We start from the raw sequence: 23058 nt of genomic DNA on the forward strand, positions 1-23058 counted from the left end.
CGCCCGCAATTAGAAGATCGAGAACGCAGGTCGCATGACCAGGTCCGTTTCCTTTCCGACGCGACACCCGCGCCCGTGAACATCCCCAAAGAAGGAGCCGACGAGTCGGCTCCAGCTCCGCTCGACGCGCATGCCGCGCATGGCCATAGCCATGACGCGACGTGGAAACTGGCGATCGGCGCGATCGGCATCGTCTTCGGCGATATCGGCACCAGCCCGCTCTACGCGTTCCGCGAAACCTTTGCCGGGCACCACAAGCTCGACCTCGACACGCTGCACATCATGGGCGTCATCAGCCTGATGTTCTGGTCGATGATGATCGTCGTGACGCTGAAATACGTCACGATCATCATGCGGGCGGACAACAAGGGCGAGGGCGGCAGCCTGGCGCTGCTCGCGCTGATCTCGCGCACCAGTGGCAATCCCAAGCGCTGGACGCAGGGGATCGTGTTGCTCGGCGTGTTCGCCACCGCGCTCTTCTACGGCGACTCGATGATCACCCCCGCGGTGTCGGTGCTGTCGGCGGTCGAGGGCCTGTCGGTCGCGGCGCCGGCCTTCGCCAAGCTGGTGCTGCCGATCGCGGTGGTCATCCTGGTGCTGCTCTTCTCGATCCAGCGGACGGGAACGTCGCGGGTCGGCGCGTTCTTCGGCCCGATCATGCTGTTCTACTTCCTGACGATCGCGACTTTGGGCACGCTGAGCCTGGTCCAGACGCCGACGATCCTCAACGCGCTGCTGCCGCACCACGCACTGATGTTCTTCGCCGCCGACCCGATCAAGGCGTTCCTGGCGCTCGGCTCGGTCGTGCTGGCGGTGACGGGCGCCGAGGCGCTCTATGCCGACATGGGCCATTTCGGCCGCAAGCCGATCCGCATCTCGTGGCTGTGGTTCGTGCTGCCGGCGCTGATCCTCAACTATATGGGGCAGGGCGCGCTGCTGATGCGTGATCCCGCGGCGCTGCACAGCCCGTTCTACGAGCTGGCGCCCGAAGTGCTGCAGTTCCCGCTCGTCATCCTGGCGACGATGGCCGCGGTGATCGCGTCGCAGGCGGTGATCTCGGGTGCCTTCTCGGTCACCCAGCAGGCGATCCAGCTCGGCTTCGTGCCGCGGCTGCGCATCGAGCATACCAGCGCATCGACCGCCGGGCAGATCTACATCCCGCTCATCAACTGGGCGCTGATGATCATGGTGATCCTGCTCGTCCTGACCTTCCAGACCTCGTCGAACCTCACCGCGGCGTACGGCATCGCCGTCACCGGCGCGATGCTGATCGACAACTGCCTGCTGGCGGTGGTGCTGTTCGGCCTGTGGAAGTGGAAGAAGCGCTATGCGATCCCGCTGCTCGCGCTGTTCTTCACCGTCGACCTGGCCTATTTCGCTGCGAACCTGACCAAGGTGCCCGATGGCGGCTGGTTCCCGCTGTTCGTCGGCTTCGTGGTGTTCACCCTGCTGACCACCTGGTCGAAGGGGCGCCAGCTGATGATCAACCGGCTGCGCGAGAGCGCGATGCCGATCAAGATCTTCATCACCTCCGCCGCCACCGCCGCGACGCGGGTGCCGGGCACCGCAGTGTTCATGACCTCGACGCCCGAGGGCGTGCCGCACGCGCTGCTCCACAACCTCAAGCACAACAAGGTGCTGCACGAGCGGGTGATCCTGCTGACGGTGAAGATCAAGGACGTGCCCTATGTCCCTGACGAGAACCGGATGATGATCGAGGACCTGGGCAAGGGCTTCCACCGCATGATCCTGGCCTATGGCTTCATGCAGGAGGCGGACGTGCCGGCGGCGCTCAAGTCGGTCAACGCCTGCGGCGCCGAGTTCAAGATGATGGAGACCAGCTTCTTCCTGGCCCGCCAGACGCTGCTGCCTTCGTCGCGGCCCGGGATGATGATCTGGCGCGAGAAGCTGTTCGCCTGGATGCTGCGCAACGCCGAAAGCGCGATGGAGTTCTTCCGCCTGCCGACCAACCGCGTGGTCGAGCTGGGCAGCCAGGTGGAAATCTGATCGAGCGCGCGGCGCCGCTGATCGTCACGGCGCTGCTGGGACGGCAGGACCAGGCCTGGTTCAACGCGCTGCGCCGCGAGCACTATCCGCCCGAGCGGAACGTGCTCGACGCGCATCTGACTCTGTTCCACCAGCTGCCGCCCTCGGTGGCGGACGAGCTCAAGCACCGGCTTTCGGTGGAGACCCGGGGGGTACGTGCGCCACGCGCGAAGGTGACCGGGCTGATGTCGCTGGGCGGCGGCGTCGCCTACCGAATCGAGGCGCCCGAGCTGGTGGCGATTCGCGAGGGGCTGGTCGATGCCTTTGCCGGGCTGCTCACGCCCCAGGATGCCGGCCGCTGGCGTCCGCACGTCACCATCCAGAACAAGGTGCGCCCGGTTCTCGCCAAGGCGGTGCTGGCCGCGCTCTCGCGCGATTTCGTGCCGCGCGAGGTGGAGATCGCGGGACTTGCGAGCTGGCACTATCGCGGCGGGCCCTGGGATCCACATTCCCGTCACATGTTCGCTTGACCTATTGCGAGGCCGGACCTATTGGGCCCCCTCGCTTGGCCGCAAAGCCCTTCGATGGGGCGGAGTAGCTCAGTTGGTTAGAGCACGGGAATCATAATCCTGGGGTCGGGGGTTCAAGTCCCTCCTCCGCTACCAAGCGAACCCTCCAGATCGATGCTGATCCATTTGGCAGCGTACTCGGTGCGTGACGCCATGATGCCCCATGCTCATGATGCGCCGTCGCGAATCGGGGGAGGCGGGGCATGCTGGATCGACGGGGAATATTGGCGGCGCTCGCAGCGCTGGGGGCCGCGCCGGCGCTGGCCAGGTTCCCCGATGCGCCGGCCCAGCCGCGTTTGCCCTGGGAGGCGTTCCGCCGCACCGCCGACTATCCGCGCTTCGTGGAGGCCGTGCGGCGGATGAAGGCCAATCGCGACGAGCAGGATCCGGGCAGCTGGGCCTTCTGGCCGCTGGTCCACATGAATCACTGTCCGCACGGCAAGCCCTATTTCCTCGCCTGGCACCGCGGCTATCTCCATTTGTTCGAGGCGAAGCTGCGCGAGGTCTCGGGCTCGGCGACACTCCGGATACCCTATTGGGACTATTTCGCCGATCCGCGGATCCCGGCCGAATTCACCGCCGGCAATTCCGCCACCAATCCGCTGTTCGAGCCGCGCATCGGCAGCGAGGTGGGCAAGGCGCTGGGCTATGCCGCCTTCGATCCGGCGGTGACCGGCTTCCAGCGCGCCGGCAGCGCCGAGTGCTTCGAGGCGAAGGTGGAGGCGTTCCACAACAACATCCACAATCTGGTCGGCGGGCGGATGGCGAGCATGCTCTCGCCCGCGGACATGCTGTTCTGGGTGCATCACGCCAATATCGACCGGTTGTGGAGCGCCTGGGCGGCGGCGGGGGCAGGGCGGAGCATGCCGGGGGCGGACGACGCCTATTGGGCGGGGCGCTTCGACTATGCCGAGGGATTGGGGCTGGACCGCAAGGTGGCGCTCGACGGCGTCGGGCTCGGCTATCGTTATGTCGATGTCCGGCTGCCGGCGCTTTCCGGTGAGGCGGCAGCGGCGCCGCCGCCGGTGCGCGCTGCGCCGAGGCCGGCCGCGCCGGTTCCGGTCGAAGCCGCGCCGCCCGGGGCCGCGCCGCCGCCTGTCGCTGCTGCGCCCGCGCCGGTGCCCTATCGTGGCATCTGGCTGGGCGGCGCCCGCTACCAGCGCGAACCGCTCCGCCGCAGCCGCGACGCCGGTTTCGTGCCCGATGAGGTGACGATCGTCCTCGACCAGATCTCGCTGAGCGGCGGCGGCCAGCTGGGCGGCTATTATTACGACGTCTATCTCGATCTGGACGGGGAGGGGCGGACGCCGCCCGCGTGCCTGCTCGGCTCGATCGGCCCCTTCCAGATCGCCGCGGCGCGCCATCACAGCGAGGACGGCATGGCGCGGATCGAGCTGCCGGTGGGCGCGATCGTGCGGCGCGAGGCGCAGGGGCTGGACCTCGCCGATCTCGGCGTGGTCTTCGTGCGGGTCGATGGCGGCAAAGCTGCGGAGGGCGACACGATCGGCATCGGATCGATCGAGGTGGCGGGGAGCTAGAAGCGCTTTCACGGCCCGAGCCAAAGCTGTTGTCCACAGCCATTGCGCACGCGCCTACACTACCCATGTTGCCTCGACCCTTGCGCAGCCCCTAGATGCGGGGCTCAGCCATTTCGCCAGCTAACTCTGGAAGCCATGATGACCGCCACCCATTCGACTCGCATGCTGATCCTCGGCTCCGGCCCCGCCGGCCTGACCGCCGCCATCTACGGCGCGCGCGCCGGCATGGCGCCGATCGTGGTGCAGGGCATCCAGCCCGGCGGCCAGCTGATGACCACCACCGATGTCGAGAATTATCCCGGCTTCCGCGACGTGATCCAGGGCCCGTGGCTGATGCAGGAGATGCAGGCCCAGGCCGAGCATGTCGGCGCGCAGATGATGTGGGACACGATCGTCGAGGTCGACGTCACCCAACGCCCGTTCCGCATGGTCGGCGACAGCGGCACCGTCTACCTCGGCGACGTCCTCGTGATCGCCACCGGCGCCCAGGCCAAGTGGCTGGGCCTCGATTCCGAGCGGCTGCTCCAAGGCAAGGGCGTTAGCGCCTGCGCCACCTGCGACGGCTTCTTCTTCCGCGGCAAGAAGGTCGCGGTGATCGGCGGCGGCAACACGGCGGTGGAAGAGGCGCTCTACCTAACCAACCACAGCCATGACGTGACCGTGATCCATCGCCGCGATTCGTTCCGCGCCGAGAAGATCCTGCAGCAGCGCCTGTTCGCCAATGAGCGGATCAACGTGATGTGGAACAAGAAGGTCGAGCGCTTCATCGGCGGCGGCCAGCCCGAGGGTCTGGTCGGGATCGAGCTGAAGGACATGGAGACTGGTGAGCTCTCGACGATCGACGTCGATGGCGGCTTCGTCGCAATCGGCCACCACCCGGCGACCGAACTGTTCCGCGGCCATATCGAGCTGGACGACGACGGGTACATCAAGGTCGAGACCGGCACGACCAAGACCAGCGTGCCCGGTGTGTTCGCGTGTGGCGACGTGATGGACAAGCATTACCGCCAGGCGGTCACCGCCGCCGGCACCGGCTGCATGGCCGCGCTCGACGCCGAGCGCTTCCTGGCCGAGGCGGACTTCGAGACGGTGGTCCAGCACGCGGCGGAATAAGGCTGATAATTCCCCTCCCTGTAAGGGAGGGGAATTAGAGTGCCTCCAGCACCTTTCCGGACAGCCAGTCCTTGTCGGCTGGGCTGGCGAAGCTGTGGCTGTCGCTGACGAGCTGCTCGATCTTCACCCTGTTGCGGGCCGCGTCGAACGCCGGGCCCTTGAACGCGTCGGTAAAGGCGATCGCGGTATTGTCGCCCTTTGCCAGCAGGACCGTCACCGGCACGCGCGCCTCGGCCAGGGCGGTGGCGAGGCGGCTGGCGAGCGAGGTCTCGGTCTGCGGGGCGCTCTTCGAGATCTTCGCCAGGCCCTTGGCGAGCTTGGCGATATTCACGCCGCCACGTGCCGCGCGCAGCCACTCCTTCGGATCGCGCAGCTTGGCGGCATAGTGCGAGCGGATGGCTGCTGCGGGCGGCATTTCGTCCACCGCTTCGACCGTCCAGGGATTGGCGAGGATCAGCCCGTCGATCCCGGCCTGGGCGTGGAAGAAGGCGAGCGCGGTGGCCGCGTCGCAATTGCCATAGGCGATGATCCGCTCGACGCCGGTCTCGCGAAAGGCCTGGGCGGCGGCGGTGATGTCCTCGCCGCTCGACTCGAACCCGCCATTTTCGCCGGTCGAATCGCCGATGCCGCGGCGATCGTAGCGCAGCACCGGATGATCTGCGCGGGCGATGCGTTCGGCGAGCTGCGCCATGCCGCGATGCGCGCCGATGCGGATCTCGTTGCCGCCCGAGACGATCAGCAGTCCCGTGGTCCCGGCCGCGTCATCGAGCGTGCCGACCAGCGTCTCCTCGCCACAGGTGAACTCGATCAGCTTGCGCATGCGCGGATCCAGGCGGCGATGTCGTCGGCGAGCAGGGTGGCGAGTGCCGGGTCATTGTCCGGCTCGGCGCGGCGCCAGAGCGGGCTGCCCTCCACCTTGAGCACAGCATCGGCGGAGTCGGTGACCAGCCGGACGATCCGGGCGTGCGGTGCGGGGCGCGCCGTGGGAAGCTCGGCGAGCAGCGCCGGGGAGAGGAGATTGCCGGCGATCTCGATCGGCGTGTCGCCGCCGAGGATCGGGGCATCGAGGTCGGTGCGCTGCGGATCGGCGGCGATCGCGGTGCGCTTCAGTTCGCGCAGGAGCTTCTCGCCGAGCATCGGGGCGAAGTGCCAGCGCCCGGCGACGGGGGCGAGCGTGTCGAGCAGCGCGCCGCTGCGGATGCCCAGCGCATAGCAGGCGCGGCCGTCGCGATCGAAGGTGTCACAGGCGAAGTTGAACGCGTCCTGCATCTTGAGCAGCGAGGTACGGTGGGTCGGCAGCATGCTCTCGCCCTGGCCGGGCAGGTCGGGGAGCGCTCCGGCGATCCCGCGCGCGGCGAGCAGGCGCAGGATCGTCACCACGAAGCTGCGGGTGCGGTTGGCTTCCTCGAACAGCGGCAGCGCCGCGACCACGACCGGGCCGGTATCGGGACCGAAGCGCATCATCGCCTCGCGCCCGCCCGCCCAGTCATAGCTGTCGATCACCCGAGCGCCTTGGCTGCGGCGAAGCGGGCGAGGGCGCCGAAGCTCTCGAGCATCTCGCCATCGACCTCGTCATCCTCGATCAGGATGCCGAGCCGGTCCTCGAGCTCGGTGAGCACACCGGCCACGGCGAGCGAATCGAGTTCGGGCAAGGCGCCGAACAACGGGGTATCCTCGCGGAATTCGGCGACACGCTCGGCACTTAGCCCCAGCACATCGCGGAGTACGCCGCGGACGGTGTTTTCGACTTCGAGCGACCCATCGGGCTGCAATGCTTTTCCCCTGAGAGGTTTTTTCGCCCCCGTAAGGGTTGGCGCCGCCGCTGCCAAGTATAAGGGTAATGCCGTGATACCGCTCGACCCCGTTCCAAGGCCCCTCGACAGCCTCACCCAGCGCGGCGCCCCTGACGCCGTGGCGCTGGAAGACAAGGCCGGGACAATGACTTACGCCCAGCTCGAGCGGGCTGTCGGCGAGATGGCCTTTGCCCTGAAGGCGCTGGGGCTGGAGCCCGGGGACCGGGTGGCGACCTGGCTGCCCAAGACGCGGACGGCCTGCCTGATGCCGCTTGCCGCGGTGCGGGCGGGGCTGGTGCATGTGCCGATCAACCCGGTGCTCAAGCGGGCCCAGGTGGCCCATATCCTGGCGGATTCGGGGGCCAGGGCGCTGGTTTCCCAACAGGCGCGGCTGGCGGTCTTCGAAGTTGGCGATGTTGGCGCCGATTGCCAGGTCCTGACCGATGCGGACCTCACCGCCGAGCGGACACTTCCGGTCTCGGATGTTGGCACCGATAGGCTTGCGGCGATCCTCTACACCTCGGGATCGACCGGCAGGCCCAAGGGGGTGATGCTGAGCCATGCCAATTTATGGCTCGGGGCCATCAGCGTGGCGCATTATCTTGAGATCGGTTCTGAAGATCGCGTGCTGGGCGTGCTGCCGCTCAGCTTCGACTATGGACAGAACCAGCTCTTCTCGACCTGGGCCGCCGGCGCTCGCGTCGTCCCCCTCGACTATCTGACCGCGCGCGACGTCATCAAGGCGGTCGAGCGGTTCGGCATCACCAGCCTGGCAGGGGTGCCGCCGCTCTGGGTGCAGCTGCTAGAGGCGGAATGGCCGGTTGAGACTGCATCCAAGCTTCGGCGGCTAACCAATTCAGGTGGTGCGCTTACCCCGCGCATGGTCCGCGATCTGCGGGCGCGCTTCCCCGCAGCCGACCTCTATCCGATGTACGGACTGACCGAGGCGTTTCGCTCGACCTATCTGAATCCTACGCTGGTCGACAAGCATCCCGATTCGATCGGAGCGGCCATTCCATTCGCGGAAATTGTCGTGGTCGGTCCGGACGGGGCGCCGGCCTCTCAGGGCGAACTGGTCCATGCGGGCCCACTGGTCGCCCAGGGGTATTGGCGCGACCCCGAACGGACGGCACAGCGGTTCCGGCCGGCGCCAGCCTTTGCGAAGAGTGGCGGCATGGCCGTATGGTCCGGCGACACGGTGCGGCTGGGCGAGGACGGGCTGCTCCGCTTCGTCGGGCGCGACGACGAGATGATCAAGTCGGCCGGCAACCGGATCAGCCCGACCGAGATCGAGGAGGCGGTGCTGGCCGGCGGCGAGACCGGCGAGGCGGCCGCCTTTGGGGTGGCGGACGCGCGGCTGGGACAGGCGATCCTGGTGATCGCCCGCGGCGACGGCAGCCGCGAGACCGAGCTGCGCGATCGGCTGCGGCGCGACCTGCCGAGCTTCATGCAGCCGGCGCGCTACGATTGGCGGGTGGAACTGCCGCGCAACGCCAATGGCAAGCTGGACCGCACGGCGTTGCGAGCGAGCCTGGGAGAGGGGAAATGACCATCACCGCGAAACCCTTTGGCCCGATCCCGCCCGAATTCGCGGACCTGCGCGAACTTCCGTGGCTGGACGTCCGCACGCCAGCCTATGTCTATGACTTCGCGCTGGTCGAGGCGCGGATCGCGCTGCTGCGGGCGGCGCTGCCCGCTCGGGTTGGCGTCCACTATGCGATCAAGGCCAATCCGTTCCCGCCGCTGCTCGAGCGGATCGCGCCGCTGGTCGACGGGATGGACGTGGCCTCGGCGGGCGAGATGGATCGGGCGCTTGGCGTCATGGCGGCGACGGCGATCAGCTTTGCGGGGCCTGGCAAGCGCGATGCCGAGCTGGAAGCGGCGATTCGCGAGGGCGTGACGATCAACCTCGAATCGATCGCCGAGGGGCAGCGGGCGCTGGCTACGGCCAAGGCGCTGGGCACGACGCCCCGGCTGGCGGTGCGGGTGAACCCCGATTTCGAGCTGCGCGGTTCGGGGATGAAGATGGGCGGGCGCGCGTCCCCCTTCGGCATCGAAAGCGTGCACGTGCCCGAGCTGGTCAGGATGCTGCGCGGCGAAGGCGCGGAGTGGCGCGGGCTGCACATCTTCGCCGGATCGCAGTCGCTCGACACCGAGGCGATCATCGCGACCCAGGCGGCGACCATCGACCTGGCCGCACGGCTGGCCGACGAGATCGGCGCGGTTCCGCCGCTGGTCAATCTGGGCGGGGGCTTCGGCATCCCCTATTTCCCGGGCGACGCACCGGTGGACGTCGGCGCGATCGGCGCGGCGCTGGCGGGAGCGGTCGGCAGGCTGGACACCGAATATGCGATCGAACTCGGCCGCTGGCTGGTCGGCGAGGCGGGCGTGTATCTCGCCCGGGTGATCGACCGGAAGGAGAGCCAAGGGGAGACTTTCCTGATCGTCGAGGGGGGGCTGAACCACCATCTCGCCGCGACGGGCAATTTCGGCACGGTGGTGCGGCGCAACTATCCCGTGGCGGTGGCGCACCGGATGCAGGACCCGGCGGAGGAAGTGGTGACCGTGGTCGGCCCGCTCTGCACTCCGCTCGACCGACTGGCCGACCGGGTGGCGCTGCCGAGCGCCGGAGTGGGCGATGTGATCGCGGTGTTCGCGTCAGGCGCGTATGGCGCGACCGCGAGCCCCAGCGCGTTCCTGGGGCATCCGCCGGTGGTGGAGATCGTGGTTTAGGGGGTACAGCTTTTCCGTCATCCCCGCGCAGGCGGGGATCCGCGGGGATGACGATGAATTGGTAAAAAGGGCAGGCCGCGGTTTGTCGTTTCGGGTGACGGATGAAGCGAGAATCACCGTCAGGAGGCGGTGGCCCGCCACACCCCCAGCACCGTTAGGAAGCGATCGGGCCAGAGGATCGACTGGCCGGTGCGCAGGCCGATCAGGGCGGCGCCGACGGGGGTGAGGATCGAGATCCGGCCCTGCGTGATATCGGCCTCCGCCGGATAGACGAGCGTGACGGTACGCTGTGTGCCGTTGCTGTCGTCGAGGAACTCCACCGTCGCGCCCATCGTCACCGTGTCGGGCGAGATGGCGGCGGCGCTGTGCAGCCGGGCGCGCTCGGTCTCGCGCAGCAGCAGTGCGCTGACCGCGGGGAAGCGGCGCGCGACGCTGAGCGCCAGGCCGGCGAGCTGCTCGGCTTCGGAATCGATCATGTCGATCGGCGGCCGGCTGGCCGCCTTGCGGGTCTTGCTCATTCTTGGATCTCCCAGGCAAAGGCGGCGTGCTGCCGCCGGGGCGCCGAAAGGTGGCGCGTTGCTTGGCCCCGGGTCTCCCGGACATGCCTTAGGAGAACCCGGGGCTAGTTGCCTGCCAGGAGCTGTCCCGCATGGACGCGGTATCGCAGCAAAGGTGCGCGAAACGTCATGCCCGGAGGATGGGGCCCGGGGTCCGGCTTGTCAAACGGCCCGGAGCCTGCGCGTCCCTATTGCCGGGCACCTGCGGTCGGGGCGAAGTCGAGCCGGGCGAATTCCCGGATGCGGCCATTGCCGAGCTTTCCCTCGACCAGCTCATAGCCCATCAGCGCGAACACCCGGTCGCCCAGGAAGATCGGCCGGGCATTGCCGTACCAGTCAACGCAGGACGCCTTGCAGCCATCGTCGCGCGCGGTTTCGGCATGGGCGGAGAGCTCGCCGGCGGGCGTGAAGCGGCGGGCGTCGCGACGCAGGAAGGCAACGGCCGAACCGCTGCCGAGGAAGCGCGCGGCGGGCGAGTTGCCGAGATCGCGGGTGACCGGCAGGCCGAGCGTGCCCGAGGCGCCGTCGGCGCTGCCCGGATCGGGGCGGTAGAAGAAGGCCTGGCTGCGGCGCTCGCCTTCGCGCGCGGCGGGGAGGAAATAGGTATCGCCGAGCCGGGGCTGGCTGCCCGCCAGCTCGACGGCGGAGAAGCCGAGCCGGTCCTCCTTGTCGTTGCCGATGACGACGGCGTCGCTGCCGATGATGTCGATCCGGTCGACTGCGTGGGGGGCGCTGATCCGGGAGATGAGGCCGCCGTCGAGCGGCACGGCGAACACGGCGGCGCTGCTTTCCTCGCCGGCGAAGCTGCCGGCCGAATAGACGAGGTGGCGGCCCATGAAGCGATTGTGGAACGACCAGCTCGCACCCTTGCCGAGCGGCAGCGCGCGATAGGTCCGGCGTGATGCGAGATAGGAGCCGTTGCCAAAGGCCGAGAGCGGCAGGTGGAGCAGCGCGGCGTCGCCGTAGCTCACCTCGGGCCGCCACATCCAGTCGCCGCCGCTGTCGGCGCGGACGACCACGTCGAGCGCGCGCCGGGCACGGTCCTCGCGGAAGGAGAATTGGTCGACCGGGCCGCCCCAGGCCTGGAGCGCGCCGGGACGCGAGCCGTCGAGCGGCATCCGGTAGAGCATCGCCCGGTCATTGCCGTTGCGGCCGGGCAGGGCCTCGCCGATCCAGACATAGACGGCGTTGCCGGACACGTAGAAGTTGCGCGATCCCGAGCCGAGCACTGCAGTGGCCCGGCAGGAAAGCCGGGGCGCGGCGAGATCGCAGACGGTGACGGTGTGGAGCGTGGAAATATCGGCATCGGGGGCGCGGCGGACGGGCTCGGGCACATAGACGCGCGCGGCGGGCGCGATCCGCTGGAAGCCGTCGTTGCCGGGATCGGCGTAGCGATCGAGGTCCTTGCCGGTCCAGCGGCGAAGCGCGGGCAGTTGCCCGGCGAGCGGCTCGCTGATGTCGAGGTCTAGCGGGGTGTAGAAGATCAGCTTCGAGCCGATCAGGCGCGAGGCATAGTTGCTCGAGGAATAATAGTCGTTCGAGCGCAGATGGTGGCTGTCCTCGTAGCGCAGCCGGCCATTGGCATCGATGCGGAAGCGGTTGATCTCGGTGCCGCCGCGCTCATAGCTGAAGCCGACGACGATGACATGGTCGCCGGATACGAGCATCTCGTCATACCAGGCGCCATCGCCGTCCGTGCCGGGCGGGAAGGCATCGACATGATCGACGGCGCGCATCCCGGCGTCACCGACGCGGATGGTGAACAGCCGGCCGCGGCGCAGCACCACCAGATGGTTGCCATGCACCTTGACGATGCCGCCCTCGTCGACATCGGCTTCCTGGGTGTTGGTGATGCTTGGAGACGGTGCCCGGGTGCCGGTGACGACCACGGCCTCGCTGGCGGCGCCTGGTGCGGACGGCGGGGCCATCACCATCGTGGGGGCGGGAGGCGGCAGGTCGGCCGGCATCGGCGCGGGGTGCTGGCGTGCGCGGCGCTTGAGGAAGGCCACGAGCTCCTGGTCGCTGGCGAAGGCGCGGAGCCCGGCGGTCTGCGCCTGGGCCCGCGGTGCCGGAAGGGCGCCCGCGCAGATCAGGGCCGCCAACAAGGATGTTCTCCACATGCGCATTGCCCCCTCTTTCGTTCGCGGGCAGCTTAGCGGCCGTGCTAGCGAGGGCAATCGCCCTTCTGGTCAGAGCCGTTCGGCGACCAGCAGGCAGGCGAGCATCGCCAGCACCAGCGCGATCAGCGCGATGCCGAGCGCCGGCCAGCCCCAGGCGGCGACGACCATGCCGGCGAGCGGTGGGCCGAGCAGCGCGCCGCCCGCGCCGAACTGGGTGATCAGGCCGTTCGCCGCCGCGATACGGGGATCGTCGGGCGCGGTCGCGCCGGACTGGGCGGGCAGGCGGGCGAACATCAGCGGCGGGACGAGGCCGCTGACCAGCGTCGCGCCCACGGCGAGCATGCCGCTCTCGACCAGGCTCGCCGCGGCGTGCTGGTAGAGCCAGAAGACCAGGGGCAGGGTGGCGAGCAGCGCCAGGGTCGAGACCAGCATCATCCGGCGGCGGCCAAGCTGTCCGCCCCGCATCAGCCACATGGCGGCGGCCGAGCCGGGCAGGGCCGCGAGCGACGCCAGGGCGGTGATCAGGCCGACCTGCCCGATCGGCGCGCCGTTGCGCTCGACCAGGAAGCTCGGCAGCAGCATGAGCAAGGCGCAGACGAACAGGGTGTAGAGCCCGAAGGCGAAGGTGGCGACCCAGGCGGCCGGGGCCGGGAGCGTGATCCGCTGGCCGCCGGCGCCGGGCAGGGGCAAGCGGGTGAGCAGCGCGGTGATCACGGCGAGCGCGACGGCCCAGAGCAGCATCACTCCGCGCGGGCCGGCCAGCGTGACCAGCGAGGCGGTGACCGCGCTGCCGAGCGCCAGGCCGACGGGGACGAAGGTGCTCCACAGCGCAAGCGCGCGGCCGCGGCTCTCATCGGTGGCGATGGCGGCGATGGCGGTGGGGGCGACGATCACCATCAGCAGATAGCCGACGCCCTCCACGGCGCGGGCGGCGAAGAGGATCATCGGAACGGGAACGATCGCCTCGATCAGGCTGGCGGCCGCAAGCGTCGCGCCGCCGGTCAGCAGGAAGGCGCGCATGCCGAAACGGGCGAGACCCAGGCCGGCGACGAAGCCGAACAGCGCGCCGCCGACCTCGAGCAGCGAGATCAGCAGGGCGATCTGGGGGAGGGAGAGGTGGAAGCTCTCGCGCAGGATCGGCGCGATGGCGGAGATCTTGGCCAATTGCGCGGCGGCGAGGATGCCGACCAGCCAGAGCGTCAGGATTCGGGGCCAGGGCGTGCGCATGCGGGCCCTGCTAGGGATCGCGGCCGCGAATGGCCACGAATAGATTATTCGGAGTCGGGCTCGATCGTGGTGGTGATGCGGCCGATCCGGCCGTCGGCGAGCGGCACCGTCTCCCAGCGCATCTTGCTGGGCAGCACCGCGATCACCGCGCTGCCATTGTGGCCGGTGTGGAACTCGAGCCGCTGGAACGGCCGGTCGTACCAGCCGCGATCGGCGAGGCTCTCCTCGGCGGCGACGATCTCGGGGCTTGCGAAACGCCAGAGCGAGCGGCCGAGGAAGCTGTCGGCGCTGTTTCCCCAGCCCTCGGTCCGGGCGGGCGAGGCGGCGAGCAGGCGGTGGGTGGCGTCGCAGACCAGGTGGACCGCAGCGGTGGAGCTCTCGATCAGCCGCCTGAGCGCCGCGTCGCCGTCATTGCCGGCATGGGCGGCGATCATCGCGAGGATACGGTCGCGCATCGCCGCTTCGGGCAGATGCGCACCGCTTTCCCAGCGCGAAACGCTCGCCTGGGTCACCGCCAGGCGCTCGGCGACATCGCCCTGCTTGATGCCGTTCAGCAGACGGAAACGGCGCAGCGCCCTGCCCAGGGGGAGATCGTGCAGCATGGTGCCCAGGATAGGCGCCGGCGCGCGCCGCTACAAGGACAGGCGCAGCGAGGCGCGGACGGTGCGCGGGGCGCCGGGGAAGATCCATAGCGGGCTGTACGAGCTCTGCGCATAGCGGGCGTCGAACAGATTGTCGGCCTCCAGCCGCACGCCGAGCCGGGGCGAGAAGGCGTATTCGACCGCCGCCTTGGCCTTCAGATAGGCGGGCAGGACCAGCCCGCTGCCGTCGATCGCTCCGGCGCGGTCGCCCATATAGCTGGCGCCGGCGCTGACCGACGGGCCGCGGCCCCCGGCATCCTGGAAGCGACCCAGGACGAAGAGCGTGCCGGCATGCTCGGGCACGTCGAGCACGCGATCGGTGGCGAAGGCCGCATCGTCGGTGCGGGCGTGCGTCCAGGCATAGTTGGCGACGACCTGCCAGTGCGGAGCGAGCTTGAGCGACGCGTCCGCCTCGATCCCCCGGCTGCGCAGGTTGCCGACGGGGGCGAGGAAGTTCGGATCGGTGGGGTCGTTGGTGAGGATGCCCTGCTTGCGGATGTCGAACCAGGTCAGCGCGACGTCCACGCCGGCCCAGGTGCCGGTGACGCCCAGCTCATATCCCTTGCCGCGCTCGGGCGCGAAGCCCTGGCCGAAGCGATCGGTGCCGGAGTTGAGCAGGAAGCTCTCGCCCCAGTTCGCGTGGAGCGCGAAGGTCTCGTCGAGCTTGTAGCGGGCGCCGAGGCGGAAATTGACCGGCTGATCGACTGCGCGACCGGTGGCGCCAGTGTTGTTGTTGTGGATGCGCTGGCGATAGGCGTCGATACGGACGCCGCCGGTGACGGTGAACCTGTCGGTCACTTCCCACATGTCCTGCGCGTAGAGCGTGCCGGACCAGCGCTTCTCGTGGTTGTTGGTGAAGGGAAGCAGCACGGGCGGCGTGCCGCCATAGACCGGATTATGGACATCGACCGCATAGGGCGCGGTGGCGCTCGGATTGCGGCGCATCCAGTGCTCGGCATAGTCGAGCAGATAGCCCTTGGCGCCGAAACTCAGCCGATGCGCGCCGAGCTGGCCCGAGAGTTCGATGCGGGCGGACAGGTCGTCCACCAGGAAATCGCGCGAGCGGCGCTGGCGCCAGAGGCTGGTGCCGACCAGGCGGGACTGATCGGAGGAGAAGCCCTTGAGCGAGCCGGTGCGCCAGGCGATGCCGGCGTTCAGGCTCCAGCTGCCGCCGAGATCGGCGAGCGCGGTTAGCTGGTGGCGCTCGTTGCGGAAGCGGGTAACGCCGTCGTTTGGCTCGCCATAGAAATTGGCGCGGGGCAGGGCATTGGCGTTGCCGTTCAGCGCCGGGATGCCGCGATCGAAGGGCGCGTCGAACCGGGTGATCTCGCCGACATAGGTGAGGCGGAAGGCGTCGCCGGGGCGCCAGGTGAGCGAGGGCGCGACGGTGCGGCGGCTGAGCGTGACATGGTCGCGCCAGCCATCGCTTTCCTCAGCCGCGACGACGATGCGGGCGGCGAAGCTGCGCGAGAGCGGCAGGTTGGCGTCGAGCTCGACCCGGCGGGTGTCGAACGAGCCATAGGTGAGGACGGCACTGGCCGAAGGGGTGAAGCCGGGCGTCTTGCTGACGATGTTGACGCGGCCGCCGGGATCCACGTCGCCGAACAGCGCGCCGGCCGGGCCCTTGAGCAGCTCGATCCGCTCGACCGTGGACGGATCGCGGGGCGGGCCCATGCCGCGATTGGCGAGGAAGCCGTCGACATAATATTCGGCACCGCCATCGGGGGTGCCGAGGAAGCCGCGGATCGCGAAATTGTCGAGCATGCCGCCGCGGTTGTTCTGGTTGCTGACGCCGCTGACCAGCTCGAGCGCGTCGGACAGGCGATAGGTGCCCGCCGCGACGAGCAGGTCGCGCTCGAGCGCGCGGCTCGACTGCGACATGCGCTCGGTGACCGGTCCCGAGGACAAGGTGGGATCGGCGCCGGTGCGGCGGGTGCCGAGCACGACGATCTCCTGGCCTTCCTCTGCGGCGGGCTCCTCCTTTTCGGGCTCGGCAAGGGCGGGGAAGGCGCAGAACAGCAGCGGCGAAAGCAGGGCTGCCGCCGGGAAATGTCGGAACAAGGGCTTGCCTTTCACGATATGATGTAACATCGCGTGTGGCGAAAGGAAGCCGATGCTGTCAACCCCGAACCCTGGCGCCGAAACAATTCCACACACGGCACCGAGGCATGCGCGGATCGCCTCGATCGACTCGCTGCGCGGGCTGGTGATCCTGCTGATGCTGGTCGATCACACGCGCGAGTTCTTCTTCCGCCATGTGCCGGTCAGCGATCCGATGGACGTGGAGGCGACCACGCCGGAGCTGTTCTTCACCCGGCTGTCGGCACATCTCTGCGCGCCGATATTCGTGCTGCTGACCGGGGTGGGGGCATGGCTCTACGCAGCGCCCCGGGGTGGTGCGCGGGCGGCATCGGACTTCCTGTGGAAGCGCGGGCTGTTCCTGGTGGTGCTGGAACTGACCGTGGTGAGCTTTGCCTGGAGCTTCGAGCTGCTGCCGGACCGGTTCTTCCTCCAGGTGATCTGGGCGATCGGGCTTTCGATGCTGGCACTGGCGGCGCTGGTGCACCTGCCGCGCCGGGCGCTGATCGCGGTGGGGCTCGCACTGGTGCTGGGGCATAATCTGCTGGACGGCGTGCAGGTCGCGCCCGGCGGGCCGGGGCATGTGATCTGGGCGGTGCTGCACGAACGGACCCTGCTGCCGCTGCCCTGGGGCGGCGATGTCCGCACCTCCTACCCGCTGCTGCCCTGGATCGGCGTGATCGCGCTCGGCTATGCGATCGGGCCGTGGTTCGCGCGGAGCGTGGAGCCGAGGTGGCGGTTGCGGGCGCTGGTGGCGACCGGAGCGGTGGCGCTGGCCGGGTTCGTCTTGCTGCGGGCGATCAACGGCTACGGGGATCCGACGGCGTGGCAAGTCGGGAGCGACGGTCTGCAAAGCGCGATGGGCTTCCTCAACGTCACCAAATATCCGCCATCGGCCGATTTTCTGCTACTGACCTTGGGTGTGGGCGCCTGGCTGCTGGCGGCGCTGGAGAAACTGCCGGCACGGCCGGTCGCGCTGCTGGCGGTGTACGGATCGGCGCCGCTCTTCTTCTACCTCCTCCATCTTTACCTGCTTCACGCGATCAACCGGATCGCGGCGCTGGCGACCGGCGCGGAGGGGCTGGCGACCCTGCCGGGCGTGGCGAGCCTGTGGCTGATGGCGGCAGCGGTGGCGGTACCCTGCTGGTTCGCCTGCCGCTGGTTCGGCGCGGTGAAGCGGGCGAGCGGGGCGTGGTGGATGCGCTATCTCTAGGGCGGGCAGCCCTATGCGACCTTCGCGCGGTCGCCCGGAATGTCCTCTCGCGCCAGCCTGGGCATGATTGCGCTGCGGGTCCGATTCCGGCCCGCGCGCTTTGCTTCGTAAAGCAGCGTGTCGGCCCGCTCATAGGGCTCCGCGAAACCCTCATCGCCGGCGACAGGGGTTATGCCCATGCTGGCGGTCACGGGGCGGTCGAGGCCCGGAACCGCATTGGCGACGACCATCGGAATCGCCTGGCGCCGAAGCTCGGCCTCCATGGCCGCGTTGTCGCCGCGCAGAAGCAGCACGAACTCCTCGCCGCCAAGGCGGTAGGCGCGAACATTGGGGCCTGTCTGAAACGCGCTGGCCACCGCCTTGAGCACGGCATCTCCGACGGCATGCCCGTTGATGTCGTTGATCGCCTTGAAATGATCGAGATCGAGGACGGCCAGTGCCGCGAAGCCCTGGGTCCGAAGCCGATCGAACTGTCGCTCGATCGCCCGCCGGTTGAGCAATCCCGTCAGGGGATCGGTCTCGGACAGGCGTTCGAGCAGATCGGCTTCCGTGCGTGCGCGGTCCCGCTCGCGCCGCATGGTCACGAAGCGGTCCGCCATGCCGAGCGTGGTGAAGAGGACTTCGCAGGTGCAGCCGACATAGAACAGGAGCATGGCGTCGGTGCTGGACGACCAGGGGAGTATGCCGGTCACCAGACGGATCAGCCCGACCAGGATCATCGGCGCGTATCCGACCGCCTGGAACTTCGCGGCGCGGCTTCCCCGACGCAGGGCATCCACCAGCGACAGGAGGAAGACGGTCATGATCGGTGCGAACGCGGCTGTGTACGCGCTCGATTGAATGGGCCGGGCAACGAACGGGAACGACGCATGAAGCACGCTCATGCAGATCGCCCAGCCCGCGCAATAGGGCAGCAGGCGCCGCAGGGACGGATGCATCAGCCCGGGTTCGATGAAGTGGTAGGTGAACATCGTTCCCGACGCGACCGTCATCCCGAAGATCAGCGTCGTCATCCAGCTCAGCGTCATCGCCGACGGATCGAAGAGCATGACCGACAGCCCGGACGAAACCAGGATGGTCATCAGCAGCGAGAGCGTGAGCGCCGAATGCCAGAGGACGAAAGGTTCGCGCAGGGCCCGGTAGAACGCCGCGTTGAAGATGAGGGGCATGACGAGCATGCCCGCCAGACCGGCCAGGACCAGCAGGAACCGCATGTCGTCGGCGCTGCTGGCGGGGTCGGTCGGCGCGAGATACGCCCGCTCCAGCGTCATCCGATGGGTCGGCAGGTCGACCGCGACGACGATCTGCCGCGTCGCAGGGGTCAGTTTCGGGAGGGATGCCTTGAAGTACCCGCCCGCCAGGGAACTGGGCAGGGCGGCGGCGGGAAGGGAGGTCTGCCGAATCGTGCCGTCCCGATCGATTGCAAGCAGATGGACCGCCTCGAACGCGCTCCGCCTCGACAGGAGATAGCGAGGGAGGACGGCGCCCGGGGCAATGTCGAAGCGAAGCAGCACGCGTTCTGCATCGATGGAGAAATTCCGGTCGGAGCAGGACCATCGCGCCGCCTGCCGCGCGATCGCGACCACGCTTTCAGATCGGCTCCCGGATGCCCAGCAGGAACTGTGAATATCGGCAGGAACCGCCGCGCTCGTCGATCCGGCGCCGATATATGCCAGCATCACCAGCAGGAAGGCTGCCAGGAGACCGTTTCGAAGGACGCGCGAACTCATGCGCCCACGTTAATGAAAAACGTTTTGATACCGTTAAGTGCGGCGAATCTGGCGGTTCGGGACAAGGAAAGGGCCGGGGGCGAGCCCGGCCTTTCCCCGATTGCGATCACGCTGCGATGGGCAGCGCCTTCAGGGCATCGTTCAGCCAGCCCCAGATCTCACGGTCGGCCGCGATCGGCGAGGATTCTCCCCGCAGGATGACGAGCAGATCGCGATAGCGCCCCAGGCGTCCGGCATAGGCGTCATATTGCGAGAGATGCCAGTCGAGCACGCCGCGGTCCGCAGTCTTGCCCATCGCGTGGGCCGATCCCTCGAACCAGGTCCAGGCGATCGCCCGCGCTTCGGCGCTGTCGGGGGAAAGCCCGACGCGCCAGGCCTCGGCCGCGGCGGTATAGGCTTCGATCGACACTCGCTGATAGACTTCCGGATCGAGCCCGTCGGTCCAGAACGCCCTGGTCCCCTCCTGTACTTCGCGGACGAAGTCGGGGTCGGCCAGCAATGTCGCCAGCTCGTCCCACGCCGCCAGCTGTTCGGGGGTCGGTTCGTCGGGCAGCTCCGGTACGCTCATGTCCAGAACCTGTTGCCGCCAATCCTCGTCGAGCGACGAACCGGTGGCGATGTCATCGATGAAGCGCTCGATCCGTGCCTTCATCTGCTGGTTGCTCAAACTGCTCATGGTCCAAATCCTCCTGAGGTCATCTTCGGCAGGGTCTGGGATGCGAAGCGTGGCACGCAGGACGGTGGCCGTCCGGCGCCTGGACGCGATCTCGGCATCGAGAATGTCGAGCCGGGTCTGCAGCACGTCCTTCAGCGTCAGGCGGCTGGCCAGCAGTTTCCGGATCACTGCCAGGCTGACCCCCGCGGCGCGGAGCGCCTGGATGAGGTCGAGCCGGGCGATGTCCGTCTCGCTGTAGAGGCGATAATTGGACGCGGACCGGAGCATCGGGGGCAACAGCCCCTTGTCCGAATAGAACCGGATGCGCCTGACCGACTGACCCGAAAGTCGGGCCAGTTCGCCGATCGAATATGCCGCCTTCACTCCCATGGCGACTCGATTAGGGCCTCCACCAGGTGGAGGGTCAACACCCAAAAAACGGGAGCGACGTCTTCGCCGCTCCCGAGCCCAGGGAACAGGCTTACCAGCTCAGGCCGAGGCGGGCGTAGATGTAGCGGCCGCCAAAGCCGAAGGGCGAGTAATAGGGGAAGCCGACCACGCCGGTCGTGTTGTTCGCCGGGATGGTGTAGTCGGGATATTCGTCGAACAGGTTGTTCACGCCGAGCGCGAACTGGGCGCCCTTGAGCGCCTGATAGCGCAGCTCGAGGTCGGCGATCGTGTGCTTGCCGGTCGGGATGTCGCCGGCCGGGGTCGTGCCGGGCTGGATGACGCTGCCATAATAGCTGGCGCGCGCGGTGATGCCGATCTTGTCGAGCGACCAGTCGATCGTGCCGGTGACCTTCTCGCCCGGCGTGCCCTGTTCGATCGAATAGATGCGGCTGCGGGCGAACAGCACCGGGGCCGGGTTGATCGCGCCGGTCGAGGTCGGGATTGAGCTGCGGTCGAGCTTGGTCTGGTTGAAATTGCCGGCGACGGTGAAGTCGAAGGTGCCGGCATCGTCGGTGGGCAGCTTGTAATGCGCGACCACGTCGACGCCGCGGACGCGGCTGCGCAGGCCGTTGATGAAGAAGCGCGCGGCCGTGGCACCGGTGCCGGTGCTGGCGAGCAGCGTGGCGACCTGCGGGCTGAAGCTCGCCTGGATGTTCTCCGACAGCGCGAGCTGGTTGCGCAGGCGGATCTGGTACGCATCGACGGTCAGGTCGAAATGGCCCGAGCGGATCACCGTGCCGAACGACAGGTTGGTCGAGCGCTCCGGCTCGAGCGGCAGGCCGCCCAGCGCCGCGCCGACCACGCTGACCGAGGGGAAGGTGCCGGTGAGGACCGGGGCGCCGTTCTGGATCACCGAGGCGATCGAGGTGAAGTACTGCTGCTGCAGGCTCGGCGCGCGGAAGCCGGTGGAGGCGGTACCGCGCAGGGCGAACCAGGGCGCGAAGTCGTAGCGCAGCGAGACCTTGCCGGTGCCGGTGTCGCCGAAATCGGTGTAATGCTCGGCGCGGCCGGCCAGGCCGACGAGGAACTTGTCGGTGACCTGGGCTTCGAGATCGACATAGCCCGAGACGTTCTTGCGGCTGCGCTCGATCGCGTTGCGCGGCGAGAAGCCGCCAAAGCCCTGTGCGCCCGGCGCCGCGCCGGTGCCGTTGGTCGGGTCGTTATAGGAGGCGAGCTCGCCGGGGGTGATCTTGAAGCCCTCGCGGCGGCCCTCGACGCCGAAGGCGACGTTGAGCGACTGGAACACGTCGAAGCTGCGGGTCACGTCGAGCCCGGCGACCCACTGGTCGTAGATCAGCGAGCCGTCATAGAAGCTCTTCGGCGAGGCGGCGCCATAGGCGTAATTGGCCGAATTGCGGGTGTAATAGGCGATCTTGTTGCGGCCGTACGCGACGTTCAGGTCGACGTTCCAGCCGGCCAGGTCGCCCTTGATGCCGAGCGCGCCGTTCGCATTGGTCGACTTGGTGTTGATGATCGGCAGGAAGCCGTTGGGATAGCCCGAGGCAGTGGTGGTGGCGCTGGCGAGACGCGGGAAGGCGGCGCTGCGGCTGTCGCGGTCCTGATAGCCGAACCAGCCATAGAGCTTGAAATTGTCGCCGATGCCGGTGCCGGCGTTGACGTAGCCGGTGTACTGCTCGACCTCGGGATCGCCGAATCGGCCGGTGACGCGGGTGGGGGTGACGCGCGGATCGTAATCGGCGCGGTTGGTCGGCTCGCGCTTGGTATATTCGCCGGAGACGGTGACATAGCCGTCATTGCCGAAGCCGAAGCCCTGCCAGGCCGAGGCGGTGAAGGTCGGCTCGCCGGTGACCGAACGGCTGCCGCGGGCGGTGTCGATGTCGGTGGCGTAGAAGCCATAGGTGGCGGTGACGCCGCCGCCCGAGCGTGCTTCCTTGAGACGGACGTTGATCACGCCGGCGATCGCGTCCGAGCCATATTGCGCCGAGGCGCCGTCGCGCAGCACCTCGATCCGCTCGAGCGCGGTGGCGGGAATGGTGTTGAGGTCGACGGCGGCCGAGCCGCGGCCGACCGAGCCGTTGATGTTGAGCAGCGCCGAGGCATTGGCGCGCACGCCGTTGATCAGCACCAGCGTCTGGTCCGGCGACAGGCCGCGCAGCGTGGCGGGACGGATCGCGTCGGTGCCGTCCACGGCCGAGGGGCGGGGGAAGTCGATCGAGGGAGCGATGGTGGAGAGCGCGGCGCCGAGCTCGGTGGTGCCCTGGTTGCGCAGCGCGGTACCGCTCAGCACGTCGACCGGCGAGGCGGTGTCGAGCCGCGAGCGGCCCTGGGCGCGGGTGCCGGTGACGACGATCTGGGTGTCCTCGGCGGCGGGTGCGGCCTGCTCGGCCTGCGGTTCTGCGGCGGGGGTGGCGCTGTCCTGCGCGAAGGCCGGGGTGGCGGCTGCGGCCAGGGTAGTGGCGATGGCGAGGAGCGAGGAGGTACGGAAACGCATGATGATGGCCCACCTTTTCTATGGTGAGCGAAATTTCTACCAATCCGATAGGAATTGGTAGAAAGGAAAGCTTGGCGAAGGCAAAAGCGCGTTTTCGCGGTGTTGCGCACAAGCAACACAGTTGGGGCGGAACGCGCGTGCACAGGAATGGTTCCCATCTTTTTGATCCCGTCCCACCCCGGCACGCGTGCCCAAGCGGGAT

The 23058-nt window shown here is 68.4% G+C and carries 18 protein-coding genes and 1 tRNA gene; 8 read left to right on the top strand and 11 right to left on the bottom strand.

What is annotated here, in order from left to right; translation table 11 throughout:
• The first annotated feature begins 75 nt into the window (after nt 1–75).
• The 5 genes from GGR46_RS03515 to trxB all read left to right on the top strand — a co-directional run bounded on the left by GGR46_RS03515 (nt 76) and on the right by trxB (nt 5206).
• A complete protein-coding gene (locus tag GGR46_RS03515) occupies nt 76–2007 on the top strand; it encodes a potassium transporter Kup (protein ID WP_425506515.1) in 1932 nt (643 codons plus the stop codon).
• Nucleotides 2007–2516: a 2'-5' RNA ligase family protein gene (locus GGR46_RS03520; protein WP_183996700.1), complete on the top strand. Its 510-nt coding sequence runs from the start codon at nt 2007–2009 to the stop codon at nt 2514–2516. The genes GGR46_RS03515 and GGR46_RS03520 overlap by 1 nt, the downstream gene beginning before the upstream one ends.
• A gap of 58 nt (nt 2517–2574) precedes the next feature.
• A tRNA-Met gene (locus tag GGR46_RS03525) sits at nt 2575–2651 on the top strand.
• Between the two features lie 107 nt (nt 2652–2758).
• The gene (locus GGR46_RS03530) at nt 2759–4093 is read left to right on the top strand and encodes a tyrosinase family protein (protein ID WP_183994603.1); all 1335 of its coding nucleotides are present in this window, start codon (nt 2759–2761) and stop codon (nt 4091–4093) included.
• A 138-nt stretch (nt 4094–4231) separates the two neighbouring features.
• Nucleotides 4232–5206 (top strand): thioredoxin-disulfide reductase, encoded by a 975-nt coding sequence (trxB, locus tag GGR46_RS03535; protein ID WP_183994605.1) that lies wholly within the window; start codon nt 4232–4234, stop codon nt 5204–5206.
• 34 nt (nt 5207–5240) lie between these two features.
• Here the strand turns inward: trxB and GGR46_RS03540 are convergent, their stop codons facing one another.
• The 3 genes from GGR46_RS03540 to GGR46_RS03550 are packed head-to-tail and all read right to left on the bottom strand — an operon-like array spanning nt 5241 to nt 6978.
• On the bottom strand, nt 5241–6026 hold the full coding sequence (locus tag GGR46_RS03540; RefSeq protein WP_183994608.1) for a hydrolase 1, exosortase A system-associated: 786 nt from the start codon (nt 6024–6026) through the stop codon (nt 5241–5243).
• Nucleotides 6014–6709, bottom strand: coding sequence for an alpha/beta hydrolase family protein (locus GGR46_RS03545; RefSeq protein WP_183994610.1), 696 nt, complete (start codon nt 6707–6709; stop codon nt 6014–6016). Before GGR46_RS03545 ends, GGR46_RS03540 begins: the two co-directional genes overlap by 13 nt.
• Nucleotides 6706–6978 (bottom strand): acyl carrier protein, encoded by a 273-nt coding sequence (locus GGR46_RS03550; RefSeq protein WP_183994611.1) that lies wholly within the window; start codon nt 6976–6978, stop codon nt 6706–6708. The genes GGR46_RS03545 and GGR46_RS03550 overlap by 4 nt, the downstream gene beginning before the upstream one ends.
• 73 nt (nt 6979–7051) lie before the next feature.
• Between GGR46_RS03550 and GGR46_RS03555 the strand changes: the two genes are divergently transcribed.
• Together GGR46_RS03555 and GGR46_RS03560 are read left to right on the top strand one after the other, a co-directional pair.
• A complete protein-coding gene (locus GGR46_RS03555) occupies nt 7052–8548 on the top strand; it encodes an acyl-CoA ligase (AMP-forming), exosortase A system-associated (RefSeq protein WP_183994612.1) in 1497 nt (498 codons plus the stop codon).
• On the top strand, nt 8545–9732 hold the full coding sequence (locus tag GGR46_RS03560) for a pyridoxal-dependent decarboxylase, exosortase A system-associated (protein ID WP_183994613.1): 1188 nt from the start codon (nt 8545–8547) through the stop codon (nt 9730–9732). The genes GGR46_RS03555 and GGR46_RS03560 overlap by 4 nt, the downstream gene beginning before the upstream one ends.
• 119 nt (nt 9733–9851) lie before the next feature.
• Here the strand turns inward: GGR46_RS03560 and rnk are convergent, their stop codons facing one another.
• The 5 genes from rnk to GGR46_RS03585 all read right to left on the bottom strand — a co-directional run bounded on the left by rnk (nt 9852) and on the right by GGR46_RS03585 (nt 16338).
• The gene (gene rnk, locus GGR46_RS03565; RefSeq protein WP_183994614.1) at nt 9852–10250 is read right to left on the bottom strand and encodes a nucleoside diphosphate kinase regulator; all 399 of its coding nucleotides are present in this window, start codon (nt 10248–10250) and stop codon (nt 9852–9854) included.
• 227 nt (nt 10251–10477) lie between these two features.
• Nucleotides 10478–12394 carry a beta-propeller domain-containing protein gene (locus GGR46_RS03570; protein ID WP_183994615.1) on the bottom strand — a complete coding sequence of 639 codons (1917 nt, stop codon included), beginning with the start codon at nt 12392–12394 and terminating at the stop codon, nt 10478–10480.
• An 84-nt stretch (nt 12395–12478) separates the two neighbouring features.
• Nucleotides 12479–13636 (bottom strand): MFS transporter, encoded by a 1158-nt coding sequence (locus tag GGR46_RS03575; RefSeq protein WP_183994616.1) that lies wholly within the window; start codon nt 13634–13636, stop codon nt 12479–12481.
• Nucleotides 13637–13680: 44 nt separating this feature from the next.
• Nucleotides 13681–14238 carry a helix-turn-helix domain-containing protein gene (locus tag GGR46_RS03580; RefSeq protein WP_183994617.1) on the bottom strand — a complete coding sequence of 186 codons (558 nt, stop codon included), beginning with the start codon at nt 14236–14238 and terminating at the stop codon, nt 13681–13683.
• A 30-nt stretch (nt 14239–14268) separates the two neighbouring features.
• Nucleotides 14269–16338 (bottom strand): TonB-dependent siderophore receptor, encoded by a 2070-nt coding sequence (locus tag GGR46_RS03585; RefSeq protein ID WP_246425885.1) that lies wholly within the window; start codon nt 16336–16338, stop codon nt 14269–14271.
• A 52-nt stretch (nt 16339–16390) separates the two neighbouring features.
• Here GGR46_RS03585 and GGR46_RS03590 point away from each other — a divergent pair, with 52 nt between their 5' ends.
• A complete protein-coding gene (locus GGR46_RS03590) occupies nt 16391–17569 on the top strand; it encodes an acetyltransferase domain-containing protein (protein WP_183994619.1) in 1179 nt (392 codons plus the stop codon).
• 11 nt (nt 17570–17580) lie between these two features.
• Here GGR46_RS03590 and GGR46_RS03595 read toward each other — a convergent pair whose 3' ends face one another.
• The 3 genes from GGR46_RS03595 to GGR46_RS03605 all read right to left on the bottom strand — a co-directional run bounded on the left by GGR46_RS03595 (nt 17581) and on the right by GGR46_RS03605 (nt 22856).
• Nucleotides 17581–19299: a sensor domain-containing diguanylate cyclase gene (locus GGR46_RS03595; RefSeq protein WP_183994620.1), complete on the bottom strand. Its 1719-nt coding sequence runs from the start codon at nt 19297–19299 to the stop codon at nt 17581–17583.
• Nucleotides 19300–19405: 106 nt separating this feature from the next.
• On the bottom strand, nt 19406–20344 hold the full coding sequence (locus tag GGR46_RS03600) for a MerR family transcriptional regulator (RefSeq protein WP_183994621.1): 939 nt from the start codon (nt 20342–20344) through the stop codon (nt 19406–19408).
• A gap of 91 nt (nt 20345–20435) precedes the next feature.
• On the bottom strand, nt 20436–22856 hold the full coding sequence (locus GGR46_RS03605; RefSeq protein ID WP_183994622.1) for a TonB-dependent receptor plug domain-containing protein: 2421 nt from the start codon (nt 22854–22856) through the stop codon (nt 20436–20438).
• Nucleotides 22857–23058 lie beyond the last annotated feature (202 nt).

Source organism: Sphingomonas kyeonggiensis (assembly GCF_014196745.1).
Lineage (GTDB): Bacteria > Pseudomonadota > Alphaproteobacteria > Sphingomonadales > Sphingomonadaceae > Sphingomonas > Sphingomonas kyeonggiensis.